At 59.3% G+C, this 21032-nt stretch carries 17 protein-coding genes; 7 read left to right on the top strand and 10 right to left on the bottom strand.

Annotated features, from left to right (window positions below):
• Positions 1-120 precede the first annotated feature (120 nt).
• Both ACP0KA_RS01815 and ACP0KA_RS01810 read left to right on the top strand, forming a co-directional pair.
• Positions 121-1485: a tetratricopeptide repeat protein gene (locus tag ACP0KA_RS01815; RefSeq protein ID WP_424627132.1), complete on the top strand. Its 1365-nt coding sequence runs from the start codon at positions 121-123 to the stop codon at positions 1483-1485.
• 10 nt (positions 1486-1495) lie between these two features.
• On the top strand, positions 1496-2446 hold the full coding sequence (locus ACP0KA_RS01810; protein ID WP_424627131.1) for a FecR family protein: 951 nt from the start codon (positions 1496-1498) through the stop codon (positions 2444-2446).
• A gap of 23 nt (positions 2447-2469) precedes the next feature.
• On the opposite strand, the gene ACP0KA_RS01805 is transcribed toward ACP0KA_RS01810, so the two are convergent.
• The gene (locus ACP0KA_RS01805) at positions 2470-3378 is read right to left on the bottom strand and encodes a LysR family transcriptional regulator (protein ID WP_424627130.1); all 909 of its coding nucleotides are present in this window, start codon (positions 3376-3378) and stop codon (positions 2470-2472) included.
• Between the two features lie 225 nt (positions 3379-3603).
• Between ACP0KA_RS01805 and ACP0KA_RS01800 the strand changes: the two genes are divergently transcribed.
• A complete protein-coding gene (locus tag ACP0KA_RS01800; protein ID WP_424627129.1) occupies positions 3604-4656 on the top strand; it encodes an alcohol dehydrogenase in 1053 nt (350 codons plus the stop codon).
• Positions 4657-4785: 129 nt separating this feature from the next.
• Here the strand turns inward: ACP0KA_RS01800 and ACP0KA_RS01795 are convergent, their stop codons facing one another.
• From ACP0KA_RS01795 to ACP0KA_RS01760, 8 genes are all read right to left on the bottom strand, one after another.
• Complete coding sequence (locus ACP0KA_RS01795; RefSeq protein WP_424627128.1) at positions 4786-7479, bottom strand: bifunctional acetate--CoA ligase family protein/GNAT family N-acetyltransferase; 2694 nt, start codon at positions 7477-7479, stop codon at positions 4786-4788.
• A gap of 60 nt (positions 7480-7539) precedes the next feature.
• Complete coding sequence (locus ACP0KA_RS01790) at positions 7540-8631, bottom strand: branched-chain amino acid ABC transporter permease (RefSeq protein ID WP_424627127.1); 1092 nt, start codon at positions 8629-8631, stop codon at positions 7540-7542.
• Positions 8628-9638, bottom strand: coding sequence for a branched-chain amino acid ABC transporter permease (locus tag ACP0KA_RS01785; RefSeq protein WP_424627126.1), 1011 nt, complete (start codon positions 9636-9638; stop codon positions 8628-8630). Before ACP0KA_RS01785 ends, ACP0KA_RS01790 begins: the two co-directional genes overlap by 4 nt.
• The gene (locus ACP0KA_RS01780) at positions 9635-10357 is read right to left on the bottom strand and encodes an ABC transporter ATP-binding protein (protein WP_424627125.1); all 723 of its coding nucleotides are present in this window, start codon (positions 10355-10357) and stop codon (positions 9635-9637) included. Before ACP0KA_RS01780 ends, ACP0KA_RS01785 begins: the two co-directional genes overlap by 4 nt.
• On the bottom strand, positions 10354-11121 hold the full coding sequence (locus ACP0KA_RS01775) for an ABC transporter ATP-binding protein (protein WP_424627124.1): 768 nt from the start codon (positions 11119-11121) through the stop codon (positions 10354-10356). The genes ACP0KA_RS01780 and ACP0KA_RS01775 overlap by 4 nt, the downstream gene beginning before the upstream one ends.
• A gap of 114 nt (positions 11122-11235) precedes the next feature.
• The gene (locus ACP0KA_RS01770) at positions 11236-12417 is read right to left on the bottom strand and encodes a substrate-binding domain-containing protein (protein WP_424627123.1); all 1182 of its coding nucleotides are present in this window, start codon (positions 12415-12417) and stop codon (positions 11236-11238) included.
• A gap of 55 nt (positions 12418-12472) precedes the next feature.
• On the bottom strand, positions 12473-12694 hold the full coding sequence (locus ACP0KA_RS01765) for a SlyX family protein (RefSeq protein ID WP_424627122.1): 222 nt from the start codon (positions 12692-12694) through the stop codon (positions 12473-12475).
• A complete protein-coding gene (locus ACP0KA_RS01760) occupies positions 12687-13469 on the bottom strand; it encodes a rhodanese-related sulfurtransferase (RefSeq protein ID WP_424627121.1) in 783 nt (260 codons plus the stop codon). The genes ACP0KA_RS01765 and ACP0KA_RS01760 overlap by 8 nt, the downstream gene beginning before the upstream one ends.
• Before the next feature lie 346 nt (positions 13470-13815).
• On the opposite strand from ACP0KA_RS01760, the gene ACP0KA_RS01755 reads away from it, so the two are divergent.
• Positions 13816-16176, top strand: a complete 2361-nt coding sequence (locus ACP0KA_RS01755) for an efflux RND transporter permease subunit (RefSeq protein WP_424627120.1) — start codon at positions 13816-13818, stop codon at positions 16174-16176.
• Positions 16177-16261: 85 nt separating this feature from the next.
• Here ACP0KA_RS01755 and ACP0KA_RS01750 read toward each other — a convergent pair whose 3' ends face one another.
• On the bottom strand, positions 16262-16768 hold the full coding sequence (locus ACP0KA_RS01750; protein ID WP_424627119.1) for a hypothetical protein: 507 nt from the start codon (positions 16766-16768) through the stop codon (positions 16262-16264).
• A 355-nt stretch (positions 16769-17123) separates the two neighbouring features.
• Here ACP0KA_RS01750 and ACP0KA_RS01745 point away from each other — a divergent pair, with 355 nt between their 5' ends.
• The 3 genes from ACP0KA_RS01745 to ACP0KA_RS01735 all read left to right on the top strand — a co-directional run bounded on the left by ACP0KA_RS01745 (position 17124) and on the right by ACP0KA_RS01735 (position 21031).
• Positions 17124-18269 (top strand): ABC transporter substrate-binding protein, encoded by a 1146-nt coding sequence (locus tag ACP0KA_RS01745; protein WP_424627118.1) that lies wholly within the window; start codon positions 17124-17126, stop codon positions 18267-18269.
• A 111-nt stretch (positions 18270-18380) separates the two neighbouring features.
• A complete protein-coding gene (locus ACP0KA_RS01740; RefSeq protein ID WP_424627117.1) occupies positions 18381-19256 on the top strand; it encodes a branched-chain amino acid ABC transporter permease in 876 nt (291 codons plus the stop codon).
• A complete protein-coding gene (locus ACP0KA_RS01735; protein WP_424627116.1) occupies positions 19253-21031 on the top strand; it encodes an ABC transporter permease subunit in 1779 nt (592 codons plus the stop codon). Before ACP0KA_RS01740 ends, ACP0KA_RS01735 begins: the two co-directional genes overlap by 4 nt.
• Position 21032: the final 1 nt, after the last annotated feature.

The raw sequence follows: 21032 nt of genomic DNA, 5'->3' as shown, positions 1-21032 counted from the left end.
GAAGCCATCTTTGTTCACACCTGTAGCAATCCGGCCACGCAATCTGTCTTTATGGCGTTGAATACGCGGAGATTTTATGATTTCTGGATCGGATAGTTTTTGCGTTTGGAATGTATTTTAATGGTTGTTGTTGTGCATCGACGGCGGCTGTTTGGACGAGCGGTTCTCGTTTGCCGCTCAGGTTTCCTGGCTATTTGCGCGATCGTTCTTGGGGCACATCATTCCGCGCAGGCAGAGAGTGCGCAGGAGCAGGATCAGCTCTTCCAGCAGATGGTGCGAAACCCGGCAAACCATGAACTCACGTTTGAGTTTGTCAGGGTTGCAACGGCACGCAGCGATTACGAGGCCGCGATCGGCGCGCTTGAACGTTTGCTGTTCTACAATCCGCGCCTGACGCGGGTAAAATACGAGCTGGGCGCGCTGTATTTCCGTCTGGGCTCTTACGAGATGGCCCAGCGGTATTTCCGCGAGGCTCTCGCCAGTCCGGATGTCGATGCCATCACGAAAGAGCGTATCGAGACGTATCTGCCACAAACAGAGAAGCAGCTTCAGCCAAGCAGATTGTCCGGATTCGTGCAGACCGGGATCCGTTCTCAGTCGAACGCGAGCTATGCTCCGGGCAGCGGCATCCTTCGGCTTGGCGGTAACGATCTCGCACTGTTGCCAACGGCGCGCCAGAAGAGCGACGTCAACTGGTTCGGTCTTGCCGGCGTCAGCCATGACTATGATTTGCAGAACCAGCACGGAGATGTGCTGGAGACGCGGGCAGTCGGTTACCTGACACAGCAGGTTCGTTTGCCTGACTTGAATGTCGGTTTCTTCGACCTCAGTTTTGGGCCAAGACTGGCGCTTGCTCCCGAGCTTCTTCCGGGAGCGACCATCAAGCCATATATCGCCGGCGGAAACACCTGGCTCGGTGGTTCATCTTATTTTTCGACGATCGGCACAGGCGTGGCTCTGCAATTTCCGGTCAACAACCGGTTTTCGTTCGGCACCGATTTCGACTGGCGCCGCGCCGACTTCCAAAACGGCAACCTCACACCTGTGTCGGGTTTCAATTCGGGCGACTGGTTTACTACCGGAGTGTCCGGCAGCCTGTTGATCGCGCAACAGATCAAACTCGACATGCGCGGCCTCTATCGGCGCGGTGAGTCCGCATTTGCATTTCAATCCTTTGATCAATGGGGAGCCGAGGCCGCCCTGACGTTCGAGTTCGCGCCGCCGTTTGAGATGATCTCACGGAACTGGAGCGTGGCGCCGTTCGTGCGGCGTATCGACACCCGATTCGATGCCGCCAATCCCTTCATCGATCCTCTGACAGTCCGCCGCGACGGCACCTGGTCGGTCGGCGCGTTGTTCGATATGCCACTGACGAAGACCTTCGGTCTCTCAACCGCGGTTCAATACGATCGCACCGATTCAACGCTGCCGAACTATCGCCTGGATAATTTCTCGGTAATGTTCGGGCCAACGGCCCGGTTCTGAGGAGAGCCGCATGATCGTCCGCAAGCAGATTTGGTTCTCGCCGTTCTTCGCAATCGTCTGCGTTGCAGGAGCGTTGGTTTCGCCGGCTCACGCGCAAAATTCCGGTCGTGTCGGTGCCGTGAATATTGAGGCGACAGGGACACCGCCGGGAGCAGCATCGCGAACTCTCACGATCGGCACAAATATTATCTACAAGGAACGAGTGCGGACGTCGGCTCAGGGCTCGACGCAGATTTTGTTTCCCGACACCTCCACGCTGAATGTCGGACGAAACAGCAATATCGTGATCGACGAATATGTTTACGACCCGAAGGCCGGTACCGGCAACATGGTCGCCACCGTCAGCAAGGGCGTCATGCGCCTTGTCGGCGGACAGATCAGCCATACAGCGGGCGTCCGCATCAACACGCCCGTGGCAACGCTGGGTATCCGCGGTGGCGTTGCAACGGTGATCTACCCCATTCCGCCGGGGTTTGCGGGATCTGATCCGAAACTGATGCAGGCCAAGGGACAGATTGTCATTGGCCATGTCGGCACGATTACGATCAAGAACGGTGCAGGTCAGGCCACTATCAGGCCGGGCTATATGACCTGGGTCAGCGGGCCGAATGATCCTATTCCCGAACCTTTCCCGGTTCCCGACTTTCTGTTGCAGAAAGTCATGGCGTCACTGACAAGTGCGCCCGGCCAGACAGGCGGCGTGACAGATCTGCCAACCGATGCAATGGCGGCGCGAATTGGCCTCGGCAGAACGATTGTGACTGATCCGGCAAAGCCGCCGGGGACTGATCCGCTGGGATACTTCTCGGTCTTCGATGGCGGGAATGCGGTCGCGAAGAACAAGTCGCAGGCGAACCAGACTCAGCAGGTTGTTCAGCCCACAACGCAGCCGCCGCCGACAGGCTGTGGAAGCTGCAACACCTACGGGAATAACTATAACAACAATTACGGGGGCCACTAAACGGGCCTCGTTCTCAGGCTTTCTCACGACTCGGGCGGAAGAAATTCAGCTTGTGCCTTTGCGGCTTGCTCGGCAATGAAGTCCGCCGTCACACGGACGCGCGCGATGTTTCGCAGGTCGCTATGCAGCATCAGCCAAAAAGATCTGATGAGTTTGAAACGTGCGGGCAGAACGCGGACGAGTTCCGGTTCGTGCTTGGCGATGAAGCAGGGCAATACGCAAAGCCCGGCGCCGGCAATCGTGGAGTTGAGCTGAGCGATGAGGTTCGAGCTCTTGATCGCCGGACGCAGGTCGGGCGATACGAAATGGGTATATTCAAGCCCCGGCGAGAAGATCAGGTCCTCAATGTATGAGATGAAGCGGTGCGATGGCACATCGCCGGTGCTGTCGATCGCTGGATGATTGGCGAGATAGGTGCGCGATGCGTAGAGGCCTAGCTCGTAGTCGGTGATCTTGCGGGCATGAAGCCTGCCTTCGCTCGGCTGCGTCACTGTGACTGCGATGTCTGCTTCGCGGCGGGAAAGATTGTATTCGCGCGGCATCGCGACCAGCTCAACGGTGAGGTCGGGATGACGGTCACACAGCATGCCAAGGCGGGGGGCGAGAAAGCGCGTTCCGAAGCCGTCCGGAGTGCCGATCCGCACCGCGCCCGTTGCCTGCAGCGTTGCTGTTCCGATCGATTGCTCGACCGACGTGGCAAGCTGATCCATCTGCTCGGCCATCTCAAGCAAGCGTTCGCCTGCTTCGGTCAGGGATGAACCGCTGGTGCGCCGATCAAACAACTGGGCACCCAGCGAGGCTTCAAGCGCGGCGATGCGGCGGCTGAGGGTCGAATAGTCGATTTTCAACCGCTTCGCGGCTGCCGTCATGCTGCCGGAACGGGTGATCGCCAAAAACGATCTGACAAGATTCCAGTCAAATTGGTCGCTCATCTCGCGGCTTTCAGTTTTCCTCTGCCGCGGCGGCTTACACCGGCGACAATCTTCAGATCATCCATACGGCATCTTCGATCAGGTTTCACGCCCTCGTTGATGCCTGCCATTCGACGCGGCTGTATTGACAGCGGGCGCGTTGCGCGCATCTATTCCACCAGATATTCGCGGCTGTTGCTCGAAACGGCTGCGTGCAAACATTCTAAAGATTCAGGGAGAAACGCGATGAAGAGTTTTCAGGTCACCGAATTTAAGGGGCCGTTGAAGGAGGTCGACATCGCGACCCCACAACCATCCGGTTCGCAGGTCCTTTTGAAGGTGAAGGCCGCGGGTGTTTGCCACAGCGATCTGCACATTTGGGAGGGGGGATACGACCTGGGACACGGCCGCAAGCCGCTGTCATTGAAAGATCGTGGCGTAAACCTGCCCCTCACCATGGGACATGAGACCGTGGGCGAAGTGGTCGCCCTGGGGCCAGACGCGAGCGGTGTGTCCATCGGTGACGTGCGACTCGTGTACCCATGGATCGGCTGCGGCAAATGCGAGGTCTGTCAGGCCGGCGACGAGAACATGTGCACCAAGCCGCGTTCGCTCGGGGTCTATTGCGACGGCGGGTATTCCGATCACATCACGGTGCCGCATCCGCGCTACCTGCTCGATCTGAAGGGGCTCGATCCGGTCACGGCGGCGCCGTATGCCTGCTCCGGTGTCACCACCTACAGCGCGATCAAGAAAGTCGAAGCCTTTCTCCATCAGCCGATCGTGATCTTCGGTGCCGGTGGTCTCGGCCTCATGGCATTGTCATTGCTCAAGGCAATGGGCGGCAAGGGCGCCATCATGGTCGATATTGACGCGAAAAAACGTGAAGCAGCCGAGAAGGAAGGCGCGCTTGCGACTGTCGATGGCGCAGCTCCAGATGCTCTTCAGCAGATCATGGCAAAGGCAGGTGGGCCGATCCGCGGCGCGATCGACCTGGTCGGAAATTCCGCCACGGCCACGTTGGGATTCGATTGCCTCACCAAGGGTGGCAAACTTGTGATCGTTGGCCTGTTTGGTGGTGGTGCGCCCTGGGCGTTGCCGCTGATTCCGATGAAGGCCATCACGATTCAGGGCAGCTATGTCGGCAGCTTGCGCGAAACGCAGGAGCTAATCGATCTCGTCCGCGAGAAGAAGCTTCCGCCGATCCCGGTCACGCGTCGTTCGCTGTCGCAGGCCAACGAGTCGCTGCTCGATTTGCAGCAGGGCAAGCTTGTCGGGCGCGCGGTGCTGGTCCCGTAACGAGACTTATCTGTCATTGATGCATGAATACGCCGAAGTAGACCCAAATGATCAGGGCCGCGGCGATAATTGCTGAAATGATGATTCTCGACATGGGCTCTCCGGTACAGTCCGCACAGGTTTATACACTTATCTGACGATCGGCAGAACGACGAGGGACACGTCGCCGTTCTGCGGGTCTGGGCCGATGGTAAACCCGAGCCGCTTGCACATGTCGAGCATGGCGTGGTTATGGTTCAGGACCTGACCGCGGATCTCGCGGACGCCTTCCACGCGGGCGTACTCGATGATCATCTGCATCAGCATCGATCCGAGACCGATCCCTTTCAGGTCTGAGCGCACGAGAATCGCATATTCGGCGCTGGCGAAGTCTGCGTCGGTATGCAGGCGCACCACGCCGAGCATCTTGCCGGTGGTCTCCTCGATCGCAATGAACGCCATCGCACGCGCATAATCGAGCTGGGTCAGGCGCGCAATGAAGGGATGAGTCAGCTCCTTGATCGCGGAGAAGAAACGCAAGCGGATGTCTTCGCGGCTGACATGCTCAAAGAACTCCGGATAGAGATGCTCGTCTTCGGGACGGACCGGCCGTACAAAGATCTTCCGGCCATCCTTGAGCGTCTGATGCCGTTCCCATTCTTTCGGATACGGTCGGATGGCAAAGCGGTATTGCCCCGATCCGTGAATGGATTCGGTGAGCGGCGCGATAACCACGCGGGCGTCCGCAGCAATAACGCCATCTTTGTCGGCGAGCAGCGGATTTATATCCAGCTCCCGGATCTCGGGGATGTCCGAGGCCATCTGGGCCAGTTTAACCTGCAACAGTGCGACGGCATTCTCATTCGCGGCAGGGACGTCGCGGTAGCTCTTGAGAATGCGTGACACACGGGTGCGCGAGATCAGGTCCTTGGCAAGATTCATATCGAGCGGCGGCAACGCCAGCGCCTTGTCATTGATGACCTCGACCGCAGTGCCGCCGCGCCCGAACACCACCACCGGACCGAAGGTCGGATCATCGGCCAATCCGGCAATCAGCTCTCGGGCGCGAGGTCGCAGGATCATCGGATGCACGGTGACGCCATCGATGCGCGCGTCAGGCTTCATGGCGCGAGCGCGCTCGAGGATGTCCGCGGTCGCGTCGTGGACGGCGCGTTCGCTGGTGAGATTCAACCGGACGCCGCCGACATCGGATTTGGTCGGGATATCAGGCGAGCTGATTTTCACGACAACCGTATTGCCCTCCGCCAGGAGCGGCGCTGCCGCGCGAACGGCCTGCCGTGGGTCGCGGGCCAGAACAGCGGACGCGATCGGAATGGCGTAAGCGGCAAAGAGATCGGTGATCTCGATCGGACTGAGCCAGGTCCGGTCGTCTTTCAGCGCTTCTCGGATGATTGCGCGGCCAGCAATCACGTCCGGCGCGAAATCTTCCGGCAGGCTGGGCGGCGTCTGCATGGCGACGTCGAGGCCCTCGCGGTAACGTACGATGTGCATGAAGCCTCGCACCGCATCCGCTTCGCTTGAAAAGTGAGGAATGCCGGCCGTGCCGAATGCTGCTGCGGCTTCGCCGTCATCGCCAACCCAGGCCGCGAACACCGGTTTGCGGGAGTAGGTCTCCTTGCGATGCTTGAGGACAGCGTTCGCGACCGACTTCGCGTTCTCGACGGGAGACGCCAACGTGTTGGGTGAATTCATGACGAGGAGCGCGTTATTGGCGGTATCTCCGAGGATCAGCTCGCAAGCCCGCGCATAACGATCGCCGTCGGCGTCGCCAAGGATGTCAACCGGATTGGCGTTCGACCATTGTTCTGGAAGGACTGCCGCGAGAGCCTTTCTGATATCTTCCGATATACTCGCGAGTTCTCCACCGAGATCAATCAATCTGTCCACGGCGAGAACACCGAGGCCGCCACCGTTGCTGACGATAGCGAGCCGATGGCCATGCGATGACTGAAGATGTCCAAGTGTTTCAGCAGCAGAGAACAATTCATCCATATCAAGCACGCGCACCAGGCCGGCACGCCGGAACGCGGCATCATAGACCGCATCAGAGCCTGCGAGTGCACCGGTGTGCGTGGCAGCGGCGCGCGCCCCTTGTTTGTGACGCCCGGACTTGATGACAACGACCGGCTTGACGCGGGCAGCAGCCCTGGCCGCCGACATGAACTTGCGTGCACCGCTGATGGACTCGACATAGAGGAGAATGGCGCGGGTTTCGATGTCGAGCGCGAAATAGTCCAGCAGGTCGCTGAAATCGACGTCCAGATTGTCCGTCATCGATGCGATGGCCGAAAATCCGACATTGCGGTTCATCGCCCATTCGACCAGAGCCGTGGATATGGCGCCCGATTGCGAGATCAGCGCGAGGTCTCCCGCCTTCGGCAGGCGCGAGGCAAAGCTTGCGTTGAGATTGATGCGCGGAACGAGAATGCCGAGCGAAGGTCCGATCAGCCGCAAGCTCGTTGCACGCGCGGCTTGAGCGATCGCTTCGGTAAAGGACCCCGTGCCATGTCCAAGACCCGCGGTGAGGATCATGGCGGTTGGGCAGCCGCGCGCGCCGACGGCCTTCACGACGCTTTCGACGGACGACGGGGGGACGCTGATGATCGCGAGGTCCGGTGTTTCCGGCACATCCTTGATGTCAGGCAACGTCTTGATGCCCTCGATCTCGGGGTACTTGCGGTTGATCACGTGGATCTGACCGCTGAAGCCTCCCTCGCGGAGGTTGCGCAGCGTGGTTCCGCCGACCGAATTGGATTTCGGGCTGCCTCCAATCAGCACGATGGAGCGCGGCGCGAACAGATGGTCGAGGCGATAGGTGCTCATGCGGGATCCGGCGGCATCACTGCCGGGACACTACCGCATCTGGATCGCAAAATCCGCAGGCTATTCGGCCGCGGGCGATGTTTGCCTGATCAAGGATTTCCGGCTGCGGAGCTTGCCGACCACGCCCGTCGGGAAGAAATAGACACTGGCGATGAAGAGCAGTCCCAGCCACAGCAACCAGCGGTCCGGATGCAGCAGATCGGGCAGCACGGGAATGCCGGCACTTGCTGTTGCTTTGGCTGCCATGCCCATCAGCGTCTGCAAATAGTTTTCTGCAAGGATGAACATCGCTGCGCCGATCACGGCACCATAAATCGTCCCCATGCCGCCGATGACGACCATCAGGAGAATATCGACCATGATGGTGAAGCTGAGTGACGTGTCAGGGCCAGCGTAGCGCAACCACAATGAATTCAGCATGCCTGCTGCCGCCGCCACCAGCGCAGCGAGACAATTGGCCCAGGTCAGGTGAAACACCGTGCGGTAGCCCAGCGCCTCGGCTCTGAACCGATTCTCGCGCACGGCTTGAAGCACGCGGCCGAACGGCGAGTTCACGATGCGGAGCAGGGCCAAAATCATGACGGCCGCGGCCAGAAACACGATGTAGTAGGTCAGCGTCCGGCCATTAAATTCGTATCCGAAAACGTTTTTCGAGATCAGTACCGTGCCAGGGCGCAGCAGTTCGGGAAGCTGAAAGCTGCGTCCATCATCACCACCGGTGAGCCAGGACATCTGCGAGGCCAGCACCTGAAAGGCCGAAGCCACAGCCAGCGTGATCATCGCAAAGAAGATCGCCTGCACGCGAAGCGAAAACAGGCCGATGCCGAGCGCAAGCAGCACAGCCAGTGGCAGCCCAATGGCGATACCGACGGCGATGCCTGTCCATGTCGGTCCAAGTGCATAGAGTGCAATGGCGATGGAATAGCTGCCGATGCCGTAGAACATCGTGTGGGCGAACGACACCGTGCCTGTGTAGCCGAGCAGCAGGTCGTAGGATGCCACCAGCGCCGCGAAAATGCATATCTTGGTCGCGACGTTCATGGCTTTCGCGCCGGGGAACAGGAAGGGCGCGAGCGCCAACATCGCCACGATGACGATAAGCACAAGGCTAAGAATGCGGCTGCGCGGCGGATCGCCGGAAAGGATCATCATCGATTTGTCACCGGAAAGAGGCCGCGGGGCCGCCACATCAGGATCGCCACCATCAGCAGGATGTTCGAGACCAGCGCGAGCTTCGGCACAAGGAAGCCACCGTAGTTAGCGACCATGGCCACTAGAATAGCGCCAATGAAGCAGCCGGTGATCGAGCCAAGGCCGCCGATGATGATGACAATGAAGACCAGCACCATCAGGTCGCCGCCCATCGAGGCATGCACTTCCTCGCGGTAAAGGGCCCACATGATGCCGCCAAGCCCCGCGAGCGCCGAGCCGGCCATGAAGACGCCAAGGAACAGCCGCTTGATGCGATATCCGAGCGCTTCCACCATTTCGCCGTTCTCGACGCCGGCGCGGATCAGGAGGCCGATTTTAGTTCGGTTCAGCACCAGCAGAATGATCCCGAACACGACGAGGCCCACGATCATTGCGAGTACACGATATTTGGCGATAGCGATGTCGCCGAAAATAAACGAGCCACGCAAGGAGGTCGGGAGCGGCAGCGGCATGCGCGCCGGTCCCCACAGTGCATAAAGGGCCTGTTCGGTGACGATCAATCCTCCCATGGTGATGAGGATCTGCTTGAGGTGGTTGCCGTACACTGGAAGGATCAGTACGCGCTCGAACACAAGGCCGAGTGCGCCTGAGACGACCATCGACAGCAGCGCGGCCGGTGCGAGAGCGGCGAGATTGAGCCAGAGCGAGTCCGCCTGGACGTAGGTCGAAAGTGGCACCAGCACCAGCGTCGCTACATAGGCGCCGACCGCGATGAAGGCGCCGTGACCGAAATTCAGCACGTCCATCAAGCCGAACACCAGCGTGAGGCCGGACGCCATGATGAAGATCATCATTCCCATGGCGAGGCTCGCAACGGTGAGCGTGACCCAGGTGCTGGGCGATCCGATCAACGGGATCGTCACAAGTGCCAATGCAATCGGCAGCAGCAACGGAATGATGTCCCGCTTGGCCTGAGGCAGCGGTTCGGTGGCAGCGAGGTCGGTCATTGATGCGCCTCCAGGCTGAGGCCAAGGAGCTTTTCCTGCAGCGAAGTATCCTGTGCCAAATCGTTCATTGCGCCGCGGTGAACGATTTTGCCGTTGTCCATGACGACCACGCTGTCGCCGACTTCCTGCGCGACGCGAAAATTCTGTTCGACAAGCAAAACCGTTGTGCCACGTTTTTTCACTTCAGCGAGACACTCGATGAGGTTGACCACGATCGCCGGTGCAAGGCCCTTGGTCGGTTCATCGATCAGCAACAGCTTGCGCGGTTCGACGATGGCGCGTGCGATGGACAGCATCTGCTTTTGCCCGCCGGACAGGGAGCCGGCACGCGACAGCCAGAAGCGCTTCAAAGCTGGAAAGAATCCAAAGATCCATTGCAACTGGGTATCGTCGAGCGGCCCCTGCCGCGCGGCAAGCACGAGGTTTTCCTTGACCGTGAGGTCGGAAAACACCGCCATGGTTTCCGGCACGTAGCCGACGCCGAGGGTTGCAATATCAGGCGTGGCCTTCTTTTCGATATTCTGTCCGGCGAGGACGATCTGGCCGGACGAGGGCGACGACAGCCCCATGATGGTGCGCAGCGTCGTGGTTTTGCCTGCGCCGTTGCGGCCAAGCAGCATCGTGGTCTGGCCAGCGGGGACAACGAAGTCGACGCCATGCAGGATGTGATACTGCCCGATATGGGTGTGAACGCCGGTGAGGGTCAGCATATCGCTCATGCCGCGGTCTTTCCGGGAGCGACGCCGAGATAGGCCTCCTGCACGATCGGCGAGGCGATCACCTCGGCGGGTTTGCCATCGGCAACAAGCTGGCCGTTGTGCAAGACGATGATGCGGTCAGCCAGTGAGCGCACCACATCCATCTTGTGCTCGACCAGCAGGATGATTTTGCTGCTGTCGGTCTTGAGCTTCGCGATCAGGTCGAGCACGACCGGCACTTCATCCACACTCATGCCGGCGGTCGGTTCATCGAACATGAAAACTTTCGGTTCAAGCGCCATCATCAGCGCGACTTCGAGTTTGCGCTGATCGCCGTGGGAAAGGGTGGCAGCGGCCACGTTGCGCCGGTTGCCGAGTGCGATGCTGTTGAGAATGTCGTCGGCTCGCTTGATCAGGTCGCGGCGCTTCATCCATGGCCGCAGCATGTCGTAGTGGACGCCGGAGGCTGCCTGCACTGCGAGGCGGACGTTTTCTTCCACGCTCAAATTCGGAAACAGATTGGTGAGCTGAAACGCACGGCCAAGTCCCTTGCGTGTGCGCAACGGGGCGGACAGCCGGGTGATATTTTCACCGTCGAGCAGCACCTCACCACTCGTCGGACGAAGTTGGCCCGAGATCAAGTTGAAGTAGGTGGTTTTGCCGGCACCATTCGGCCCGACAATGGCGGTGAGTTCGCCCGGGCGAAATGTGCAACTGACCTTATTGACGGCGACGTGGCCACCAAAACGGATGGTCATGTCGCGCGTTTCGAGGGTGAGGGTCATCGGGCCGCTCGCATTGGAAATCGCCAGATTGATTTACGCCGGGCGCGCCGGCTTCAAGCCATAGGCAGAAATAGTAATGGCCGGGACAAGCCCGGCCATCAGGTCTCGATAGGCTCAGCGCTTGTTGCGGATCGGGATGTTCATGTCCTCGATCTTCAGCTCCCGGACCAACTCGTTGTCTGCCCAGGCCAGATTTGGATCAACCTTGACGCGGAAGTGATACATGCTCTGCAGCGCCTGATGGTCCTCCTTGCGGAACACCATTTTGCCTTTCGGCGTGTCGAATTCCATGCCTTCCATCGCCGCGATCAGCTTCTCCGTGTCGGTCGACTTGGCTTTTTCAACGGCGGTCACAGCTGCCATGGCGGCGGCAAATCCACCCGCGGTGAAGAAGTCCGGCGGTGCATGGAAGCGCTTCTGATGCTCAGCAACGAACCAATCGTTGATCGGATTTTTCGGGATGCCGTAATAATAGTAGGTCGCGCCTTCCATGCCGGGCAGCCGCTTGTAGGCGGCCATCGCAGGAAGGATGTTGCCGCCGGTCGACAACTCGATGCTGTAACGCTTCGGGTCCATGTCCTGCAGCTTGGTCAGCGGGTCTCCGCCGCCGGCCCAGATCACCCAGATGATTTTGCGGCCCGGCTTGTCCTTCAGCGCGTCGAACAGGCGCTGTCCGGCGGCGGTGAAATCGGTGGTCGTTGGCGGGACATATTCTTCAGCCGCAAGTGTTGCGCCTGTCTTGGCAAGCGCTTCCTTGAACGCAGCGACACCATCGCGGCCGAAGGCATTGTCCTGGCCGAGAGTCGCAATGGTCACACCCTGCTTGCCGATGGCGACGGCGTTGGATATCGCGTCCTGGGACGAATTGCGGCTGGTGCGGAAGATGTAGCGATTCCACTTGTCGCCGGTGATCGCGTCGGCAACCGCCGGCTCAACGATCAGCACCTTCTTGTTTTCTTCAGCGATGGGCAGCATGGCAAGCGCTGCGCCAGAGGCGGTGGTCCCGATGGCGATATCGACCTTGTCGTCCTGATAGGCCTCCGCGAGTGCAGCTTTGGCGAGGTCCGGCTTGCCCTGATCGTCCTTGGTGATGACGACGATCTTCCGCCCATTCACGGTCATGGTGTTTTTGGTCGCATACTCCAGACCCATCCGCAGCCCGGTTTCGGTCTGCTTGGCATAGGCTTCGAGCGGGCCGGTTTTGCCGTAGATCAGCGCGATCTTCAGATCGTCCGCCGATGCCGACGTCGCCACGAGCGCGGCTGCCGCCGCCGCGAAAATTGCAATTTTACGCATCTCTGTCCTCCCCATTCTCCTGATGTGGAGTCCTGCGCTGGATTGGCCACCCGCGTCAATAGTGCGGAGGTGGTGGTTCGGGAGGCGCTCCGGCGACCGATTTCATCTCGGCGTCATGAAGGCGGTCGCGCAGATTGGCCACCTCCCGGCTCAGCGCATCGATCTGGCGCCACTGCGCTGTAATGGTCTTGTTTAGGGTTTCGATGGTCTCGTCCTGATAGGCGATGCGGATTTCCAATGCGTCGATCCGTGCCGCAAGCGACTGGGGCTCACTCATCCATGATCTCGCTGATTTCACCTTCGACCGCGGGGTCTGTCATTTTCTGCCGTTCTGTGAGGCCGTGACCGAGCGCCACGCGCTGATCGAAGACAAAGCATTCGCCGCGCCACAGGCTCTCGTCCTGCGGGATGTCTTCGAGGTATTTCAAGATACCCCCCTTGAGGTGATAGACCTCCTCAAAGCCCTGGGAGAGCAGGTAGGAGCTGGCCTTTTCGCAGCGAATGCCGCCGGTACAGAACATGGCGATCTTCTTATGCTTGGCGGGATCGAGCGCGCGGCTGGCAAATTCGGGGAATTCGCCGAAGCGGGCGATATTGGGGTCGAGCGCGCCTTCGAATGTGCCCATCTCGACCTCGAACTGATTGCGGGTGTCGATCAGAAGAATGTCCGGCTGCTTGACCAGTTCATTCCAGTCTGCCGCATCGACATAGATGCCGACCTTGGCGTTCGGATCGGTCTCCGGGTCGCCAATAGTCACGATTTCCTTCTTCAGCCGAACCTTCATCCGGTTGAAGGGCATTTCGGCGGCAGCGGAGAATTTCAGCTCCAGGTTGTCGAGACGTCCGTTGAAGAGGGCGCCGTTCTGCAATTGGTTGACCAGCGCGTCGATGGCGACTTCGCGGCCGGCGACCGTGCCGTTGATGCCTTCCTCGGCAAGCAGAATGATACCTTTGATATCCAGCGCCACGCACATATTGCGCAGCGGCTCCCGCAGGGCCTGGAAATCCGGCAGGGTGACGAATTGATAGAAAGCGGCGACCTTGTACGACATGGCGGCGTTATATCAGCAGGTTGCCGGAAGGGTATACGGCCCTCCAGCCAAGTATCTGAGGCGGCTCGGCCGGGTCACATCCGCTGCGAATCTGGCAGGTTCCATGCCCATCTGAGGGTCTTCCAAGGGGACCCCAGGGCGGCGGCAGGGGCCGGGCGCCATCGCCGAAAAGATGGTCCTCAATCTTGAGCGATCGGATGGGCGACCTAACCTTTGGGCGAGGAGGAACTTGCTCTAAAATGTGTGACTTTCAGGCACTTATTCCTGCTTTATTTGGATGCCACGCCTCGTCACGCCGGAAATCTGCTAGATAAAAGTTCCTGCCTTCCATCGAATCGGATTTGCCTTGTCTCACGGAATTTCAAACGATCCGACCCCCGGCGCTGCCGGTAAATTCAGTATCGCTTTTGGGATCGAGAGGATCGGCCTGATCCCGCTCCGGGCGCCAAAGCTGGCAGCCGCCATTCTCCTTGCGCTCTGCGTCGTCGCTGTCTTTGGCATCCAGCGCATCAAGATCGACGACTCGCTCAGCCAGCTGTTCCGATCCAATACGCCCGAATACAAGCAGTACGAGGAAGTGACGAAGCGTTTCCCTTCCAGCGAATACGACGTGCTGGTGGTGGTCGAAGGCAAGACGCTGCTGGAACGGGATTCACTTGAGAAGCTGCGCGATCTGGTCACCGACCTGCAGCTGATCGACGGCACACGCGGCATCATTTCGTTGTTTTCTGCGCGTCAGCCTCCGGAAAACGGCAAGCTGCCTGCGGCGCTGTTCCCCGAGACCTTGCCCGAAGGCAAGGACTACGACGCCTTCATCAAGACGGTGAGGAGCAACGAAGTCATCCGCGGCAAGCTTTTGTCGGAAGACGGCACGCTTGCGTTGATCGTGCTGGCGCTGGATCCGAAGATCGTCGGCAACAAGGGCCTCAACACCACCATCGGTGAAGTCCGCAAAGCGATGGCGGAGGACCTGGAAGGCACTGGTCTCACCAGCCAGCTCTCCGGCGTGCCCGTGATGCAGCTTGAGATCCGCAACGCGGTCGAGCGTGATGGTCTCACCTATAACATCGCGGGAATTCTCGCGGGCTGTATCATCGCGATCATCTTCTTCCGCCGCGTCTCCTTCATGATCGTTGCGGCTTTTCCACCGTTGCTGGCGATTTTGCTCTCTATCGGTGCGTTGGGATGGTTGGGATTCAGCCTCAACATGTTCCTGAACGTGATGACCCCGCTGATCATGGTCATCAGTTTCTCGGACTCGATGCAGTTGACGTTCGCGGCCCGCGACCGGCTCATTGCGGGCGAAGACAAGTATACGGCGTTTCGTAATGCCGTTCTGGTGGTTGGCCCGGCTTGCGTCTTGACCCATGGCACTGCGGCGCTGTCCTTCATCGCGCTGCAGTTTTCCGATTCTGACCTGATCCGCACCTTCGGTGAAGCAGGCCTGATGGCAACGCTGATTGCGCTGCTCGCCGTACTGTCGCTGGTGCCGGTGTTCGGCGTTCTCCTCGTACGCAAGGAGAACGTCTTCGCCACCACGATCAAGGGAGCCGACAAGGGCGTTGAAGCACTGCGCGCTTTCTGTGCCTGGATCGCCGTGCGCATGGTCGGCCGGCCTGCATTGTTCAGCCTGATCGCGTTGCTGGTGGTCGGAGGCTTGGGCACTGTCTACGCACATCTTCAACCGCGTTATCGTCTGGCTGACCAGGTGCCGGACAAGCAGCAGGCAGTTGCCGCGTCGAGCCGTCTCGACGCCAAACTGACCGGGGCCAATCCGATCGACGTGTTGATCGAGTTTCCGAAGGGTAAGTCCCTGTACGACAAGGAGACGCTGGACACGATCGCAGCGGTCCACTCCATCATCGAAAAGCAGGCGGGAGTCGGTAACGTCTGGTCCCTTGAGACGCTGCGGCGCTGGATCGCTGAAAAGGCGGGCAAGTCCGACGTCGAAACTCTGAAGCAATATGTCGATATGCTTCCGGCCTATCTGGTCAGGCGCTTCATCTCCAAGGAAGAGGATGCGGTCGTCGTTTCAGGGCGTGTGCCGGATCTCGATTCCAGCCAGATCCTGCCCACCGTCGAAAAGCTCGATAAAGCCATGGGAGCGGTTCGTTCGGCTCATCCTGGATATGAGATCGCGGTGACAGGTCTGTCGGCCATCGCAGCTCGCAATAGCGCCGCCATGATCGACAAGCTCAATCACGGCCTCACGATCGAATTCCTGCTGGTCGCAGCCTTTATCGGGCTCGCTTTCCGCTCGGTGGTCGTCATGCTTGTCAGCATTTTGCCGGGCATTTTCCCGGTCGTGCTATCGGGCACTGTGCTTTGGCTGATGGGAGAGGGGCTGCAGTTTGCCAGCGTGGTTGCGCTGACGGTCTCGTTCGGATTGGGGCTCAGTGCGACGATACACTTCCTCAACCGATTGCGGCTGGAGGAGCGGCCTGGCCTCGATGAGGGCAAGGCGGTGGAACGCGCCACGGTATTGGTCGGACCGGCGTTGATTTTGACCACGGTGGTGTTGGCTTGCGGCCTGGTGGTGACGGTCTTCTCGGATCTGCCGTCGCTACGGCTGTTTGGCTGGCTCAGCGCATTCTCGATGATCGCAGCACTGATCGCCGATCTCTTCATCCTGAGACCGACCGCGATGTTCCTGATCAGCACATCGCGCCGCATTCAGGATGCTTGGGGGAGCAAGGCCACCAAGTAGGGCGTTGCTGCTCTTCCAAATGTGAAAACAAAAAAGAACCTCGTGACGTATTGCCGTCACGAGGTTCTTTTTTCTTCGTGGAAGATCAGTTGCTGCGGGCCAGCGTGATGTTGACCCCGCGCAGCTCGCCTTTCGAGCTGATGTTCACGGACTGCTTGTTGCCGCGAGTCACGACGTTGAATGTGGCTGCATAGCCGTTGGTTTGGACCAGAGCGTTGATCTGGCCGTTGGCGATGCTGCCTTGGATGCTACCGTTGACGCCCCGGCTGGATTCATTCCAGGAGCCGGAAATGTTGCTTCCGCTGGCTGCGACGTCGCTGGTCAGCTCGAATTTATAGCTGTCGCTGGCGCAGCGCAGGACCTGATGCAAATTATTGCCGCTGCCGTCCACGGTATAGGTCCCGCGGCAGCGAATACGTTCAGTCCCTCCATCGGCGATGGAGATCGTGCCGTTGCCTGTCCAGTTGCCTGCATAATTGGCAAACGGCGCGGAGTCGGCGTGGACGATGGCTGGAGACATTATGATCATTGCGGCGGCGAGAGCCCCACCGCGAAAATGACGCGAATTAAAACCCAGACCCGAGAAAATCATTTCTAAGCCCATCCGTTGATGTCGGTATGTATTGGTGGCTCATATCACGGTTTGGTTCACGGGAAAATGTCAGCCCAATGGTCCAAAAGCGCAAAAACTGCAACAAATGAGGCTTGTCAGCCCATGATGCGGAACGTCGTAAACCCTTTCTGAAACGAAACGCAGTGCTTGCCGCGTAAAACCGGGTTTATCGGCTTACCTTTGACGACGGACTATTTTCTCGGCGCCGTGCGCCGCAGCAAGCGTCGTCATCCCAAACGAATTTTCTTCCCCCAGTGGACAACATCGATTTTCGGTCATCTAATCTGACCCAATAAGGTCGGCGGGTAAACGCTCGACCATCAGGGAGAAAACGATGAAGCTGACGCGACGTGATTTTTCGATTGGTTTGGCTGCCGGGCTCGCTGCGCCTGCATTTATCCGAAGTGCTGGCGCCCAGGGTGCCACGATTAAGATTGGCCAGGTTCTTCCCGTCACCGGCTCGGCCGCTGAACAGGGCAAATTCGCACTCAACGGTGCAAAGCTCGCGATGGCAGCCGTCAACAAGGCAGGCGGTGTTCTCGGCAAGCAACTCGAACTCGTCACGGAAGACGATCAAACCACCAATCCGGGCGTTGTGCTGGCATTCTCGAAGCTTGCCGCGCAGTCGGATATCGTGGCGTTTCTCGGTTCGATCCGTTCGACGCAGGTTCACGCCATGGCCCCGGACGTGCTGAAGCTCGGCAAGCCGGTGGCGATCGGAGGCACCGATCCCAACCTGACCCACATGGGCAATAAGTGGCTGTTCCGCTTCCGTCCCAACGACAGCTATTCGGGCAGCGTGATCGCCGATTACGGTGTCAACACGCTCGGCAAGAAGAAGTGGGCGATCCTGCACTCCACCGACGCGTTCGGCACGGCTGGTGGCAAGGCGTTGACCGAGGGCTTGGACAAGCTCGGGGTAAAACCTGTGCTTGATCAGGGTTACGCAAACCAGAGCCAGGATTTCACGCCGGTGGTGCTAGCCATCAAGCAGTCCGGGGCAGACGTCCTTGGCTCCTACTTCACCTTCGAGAACGACCTCGGCATCTTCGCACGTCAGTTGCGTCAGCTTGGCGTGAACATTCCGTGGGTGGGATCGCCATCCATCGTCGGCGTGTCGTCGACGAGGCTTGCCGGCCCCACATTGTACGGAACGTACGGTGTTGCCGACTACGCCGAAGACTCCAGTGAGGCGTCCAAGGCCTACGGCAAGGCTTACCGCGATGCCTACAAGCTCGCGCCGGACAACCAAAGCGCATGGACCTATGACGCCATCAACGTGCTGGCAAAGGCCATGAACACGGCAAAATCCACCGAGCCTGAAAAGGTTCGTGAGGCTATCCTGGCGATCAAGAAATACGCGGGGGCGGAGGGTGAATACAACTTCGACGCCAATGGCGATGGTCTTCACGGCTACAACATCGTGAAGAATGACAAGGGAAACATCGTCTTCGATAAGCATATCGAAGCAACCAAGTGATTGTTGCGGCGGCTCCGTTCCGAGAAACGGAGCCGCCGAACGCACTGAGCTTGGCGATGTGAATCGTATTGCGCCCGGATTCGCGCGGAAATTCCCGAAAGATCGGTATTCATGGATCAGTTTCTTCAACTGTTGTTCACTGGGGTGGGCATCGGCTCGGTCTATGCCCTCGTGGCACTTGGCTTTGTGCTGATCTTTCGTGCCACCAACGTCGTGAACTTCGCGCAAGGCGAATTCTCGATGGTCGCCGCCTACCTCATGGTTGTGTTCTCGTTCGACCTGGGATGGCCGTACTGGCTGTCGTTTTTGCTTTCGCTAGCCGGCATGGCTTTGCTCGGCGTGATTTTCAACCTCGGTGTTTACTACCCGCTGCGTCATCGAACATATTTGCCGGTGATCATCGCGACCATCGGCGCCTCGATTCTGCTCGCGAATTCCGTGCTGGCGATTTACGGGCCAGCGCCGCAGGTTCTGGAGGGATGGTTCTCAACACCCGGCATTCAGCTTGGGCCGGTCTATCTCGATAGCCAGTATCTGCTGATCATCGCGGTGACCCTGGCGCTCGTGGTCTTCAATTTCTGGTTCTTCGAACACACGATGATCGGAAAGAAGCTGCAGGCGACATCGCAAGATAAGGAAATGGCATCGCTGCTCGGAATTTCCGTGTCGACGATGATCATGATCACCTTCATCTATTCTGCGGTGCTCGGTGGTCTTGCGGGCATCCTCGTCGCGCCCATTCTCTTCGTCTCGATCCAGATGGGATCTACGATTGCGTTGAAGGCGTTCGCGGCCACCATCATCGGTGGATTTGGTGACGTCACGGGTGCGATCATCGGCGGGCTCGCGCTCGGCATCATCGAGACGTTCGGCGCAGCTTATATCTCGGTGCCATACAAGGACGCATTCGCGTTCCTGGTGCTCATTCTGTTCCTGGTATTTCGTCCGCAAGGCATCTTCGGCGAACGCGTCGCGGAGAAAGCATGACCATACCGAGCGAAAACGTATCCGTAAGCGCACCCGTGCGCTCGACGCCGTCGGTGTTGCGGCATGCGCCTTATTTTGTCGTGGTCGCGATTGCCGTGGTGGCGGCAGCGACGATGAGTTTCGATGGTTATACCCTTAACATTCTGATGCAGGCCACGACCTTCGCCGTTGCGGTGTTCGGCTTGACGGTCGTGCTGGGACTATGCGGACAGATCAACCTTGCACAGGCCGCGTTCTTTGGATTGGGCGCGTATGTCGTTGGCCTTGGTACGGCGGACTATCAGATTAATTTCTGGATCTGCCTTATTGGCGGCGGGCTTCTGGCATTGTTGGCCGGCGCGCTGCTCGGCATGACCACACTCAAACTGGGCGGTCACTACCTCGCCATGGTGACGATTTCGTTCCAGCAGATCGTGACGCTGGTGATGATCAACACGATCTGGCTGACACACGGTCCTGATGGTGTTCCGAACATCGGGCGGCCGGGATTGTTTTCCACGCAGCAATCGTTTCTCGCCTTCTGCGTCGCGGCGCTTGCGGTGATTGGTTACATCATCTGGCAGTTGCCTGATACACGGATGGGCCGGGCGATGCGCGCGGTGCGGGACAATGAGCTTGCCGCAGGCGTCGCCGGCATCGATATTTTCCGGACCAAGGTCGCCGCTTTTGCGATTTGCGCTCTGCTGGGCGGCGTAGGTGGCGGACTGTTCGCGGGCGGTTTCTCTTATGTCAGCCCGGACCAGTTCTCGTTCGCGGAATCTATCGTGTTTCTCACGATGGCGCTTTTGGGTGGCGCTGCGTCGCCCATCGGTGCGGTGATCGGCACGGGCTTGCTCATTCTCATCCCGGAATGGCTGCGCTTTCTCAAAAGCGTCCCCGGGCTTTATCTCGCGATCTACGGCCTGTTTGTCATTCTGATCGTGCGGTTCATGCCCGACGGCATCTGGGGCTTTGTCCAGGAGATTGCAGCCCGGTGGCGCACGAAGGGCGGATCTCGTCCGGCCGGTCCTGCGCTCAAGCTTGCACCCGCTACGACGGGGGGCGACATGGTCCTCGAAGTGACGGGACTGTCCAAGCACTTCGGTGGTCTGAAGGCGGTCGACAAGGTCGATCTATCGGTGCGCCGCGGCGGCGTTCATGCGCTGATCGGTCCAAACGGCTCGGGCAAAACCACCACGCTGAACATGCTGTCGGGCCTCTACAAGGTCACGTCCGGCAAGATCGTGCTGGATGGCACGGACATCACCAATATGCCTCCCCATCAGCGCACAGCGGCAGGATTGGGACGGACGTTCCAGAATATCCGTCTGTTTCGTTCGATGACCGCGCTTGAGAACGTCGTCATCGGTGCGGAGCGGCCGGGGAACGCGCTGGTCGGTAAGGGAGGGCAGGACGAACTGACCCAACGAGCCATGTCGGCCCTGACGTTCGTCGGGCTAGGAACGCGTGCGAATGAGCTTGTTTCCAGCTTCTCGTATGGCCACCAGCGCCTGATCGAGATCGCCCGCGCGCTTGCCGGAAATCCGACGCTTCTGCTGCTGGACGAACCGGCGGCGGGCTTGAACTCCACGGAGAAGGTCGAACTGCACGATCTTCTCAAGCGCATCGCGGCTCAGGGGCTCACCATTCTGATCATCGATCATGACATGACGCTGGTACGTGAGGCGGCTCAGCACATCACCGTGCTCAACTTTGGCCGCCGCATTGCGGACGGTGAATCACTGGCCGTGCTGCAACAACCCGACGTCATCTCAGCCTATCTCGGGACGGAGTAAC

This window comes from Bradyrhizobium sp. SYSU BS000235, from assembly GCF_049747295.1.
In the GTDB taxonomy this organism is placed as follows: Bacteria; Pseudomonadota; Alphaproteobacteria; order Rhizobiales; family Xanthobacteraceae; genus Afipia.
This window is presented reverse-complemented; position numbering and strand designations above follow the sequence as displayed.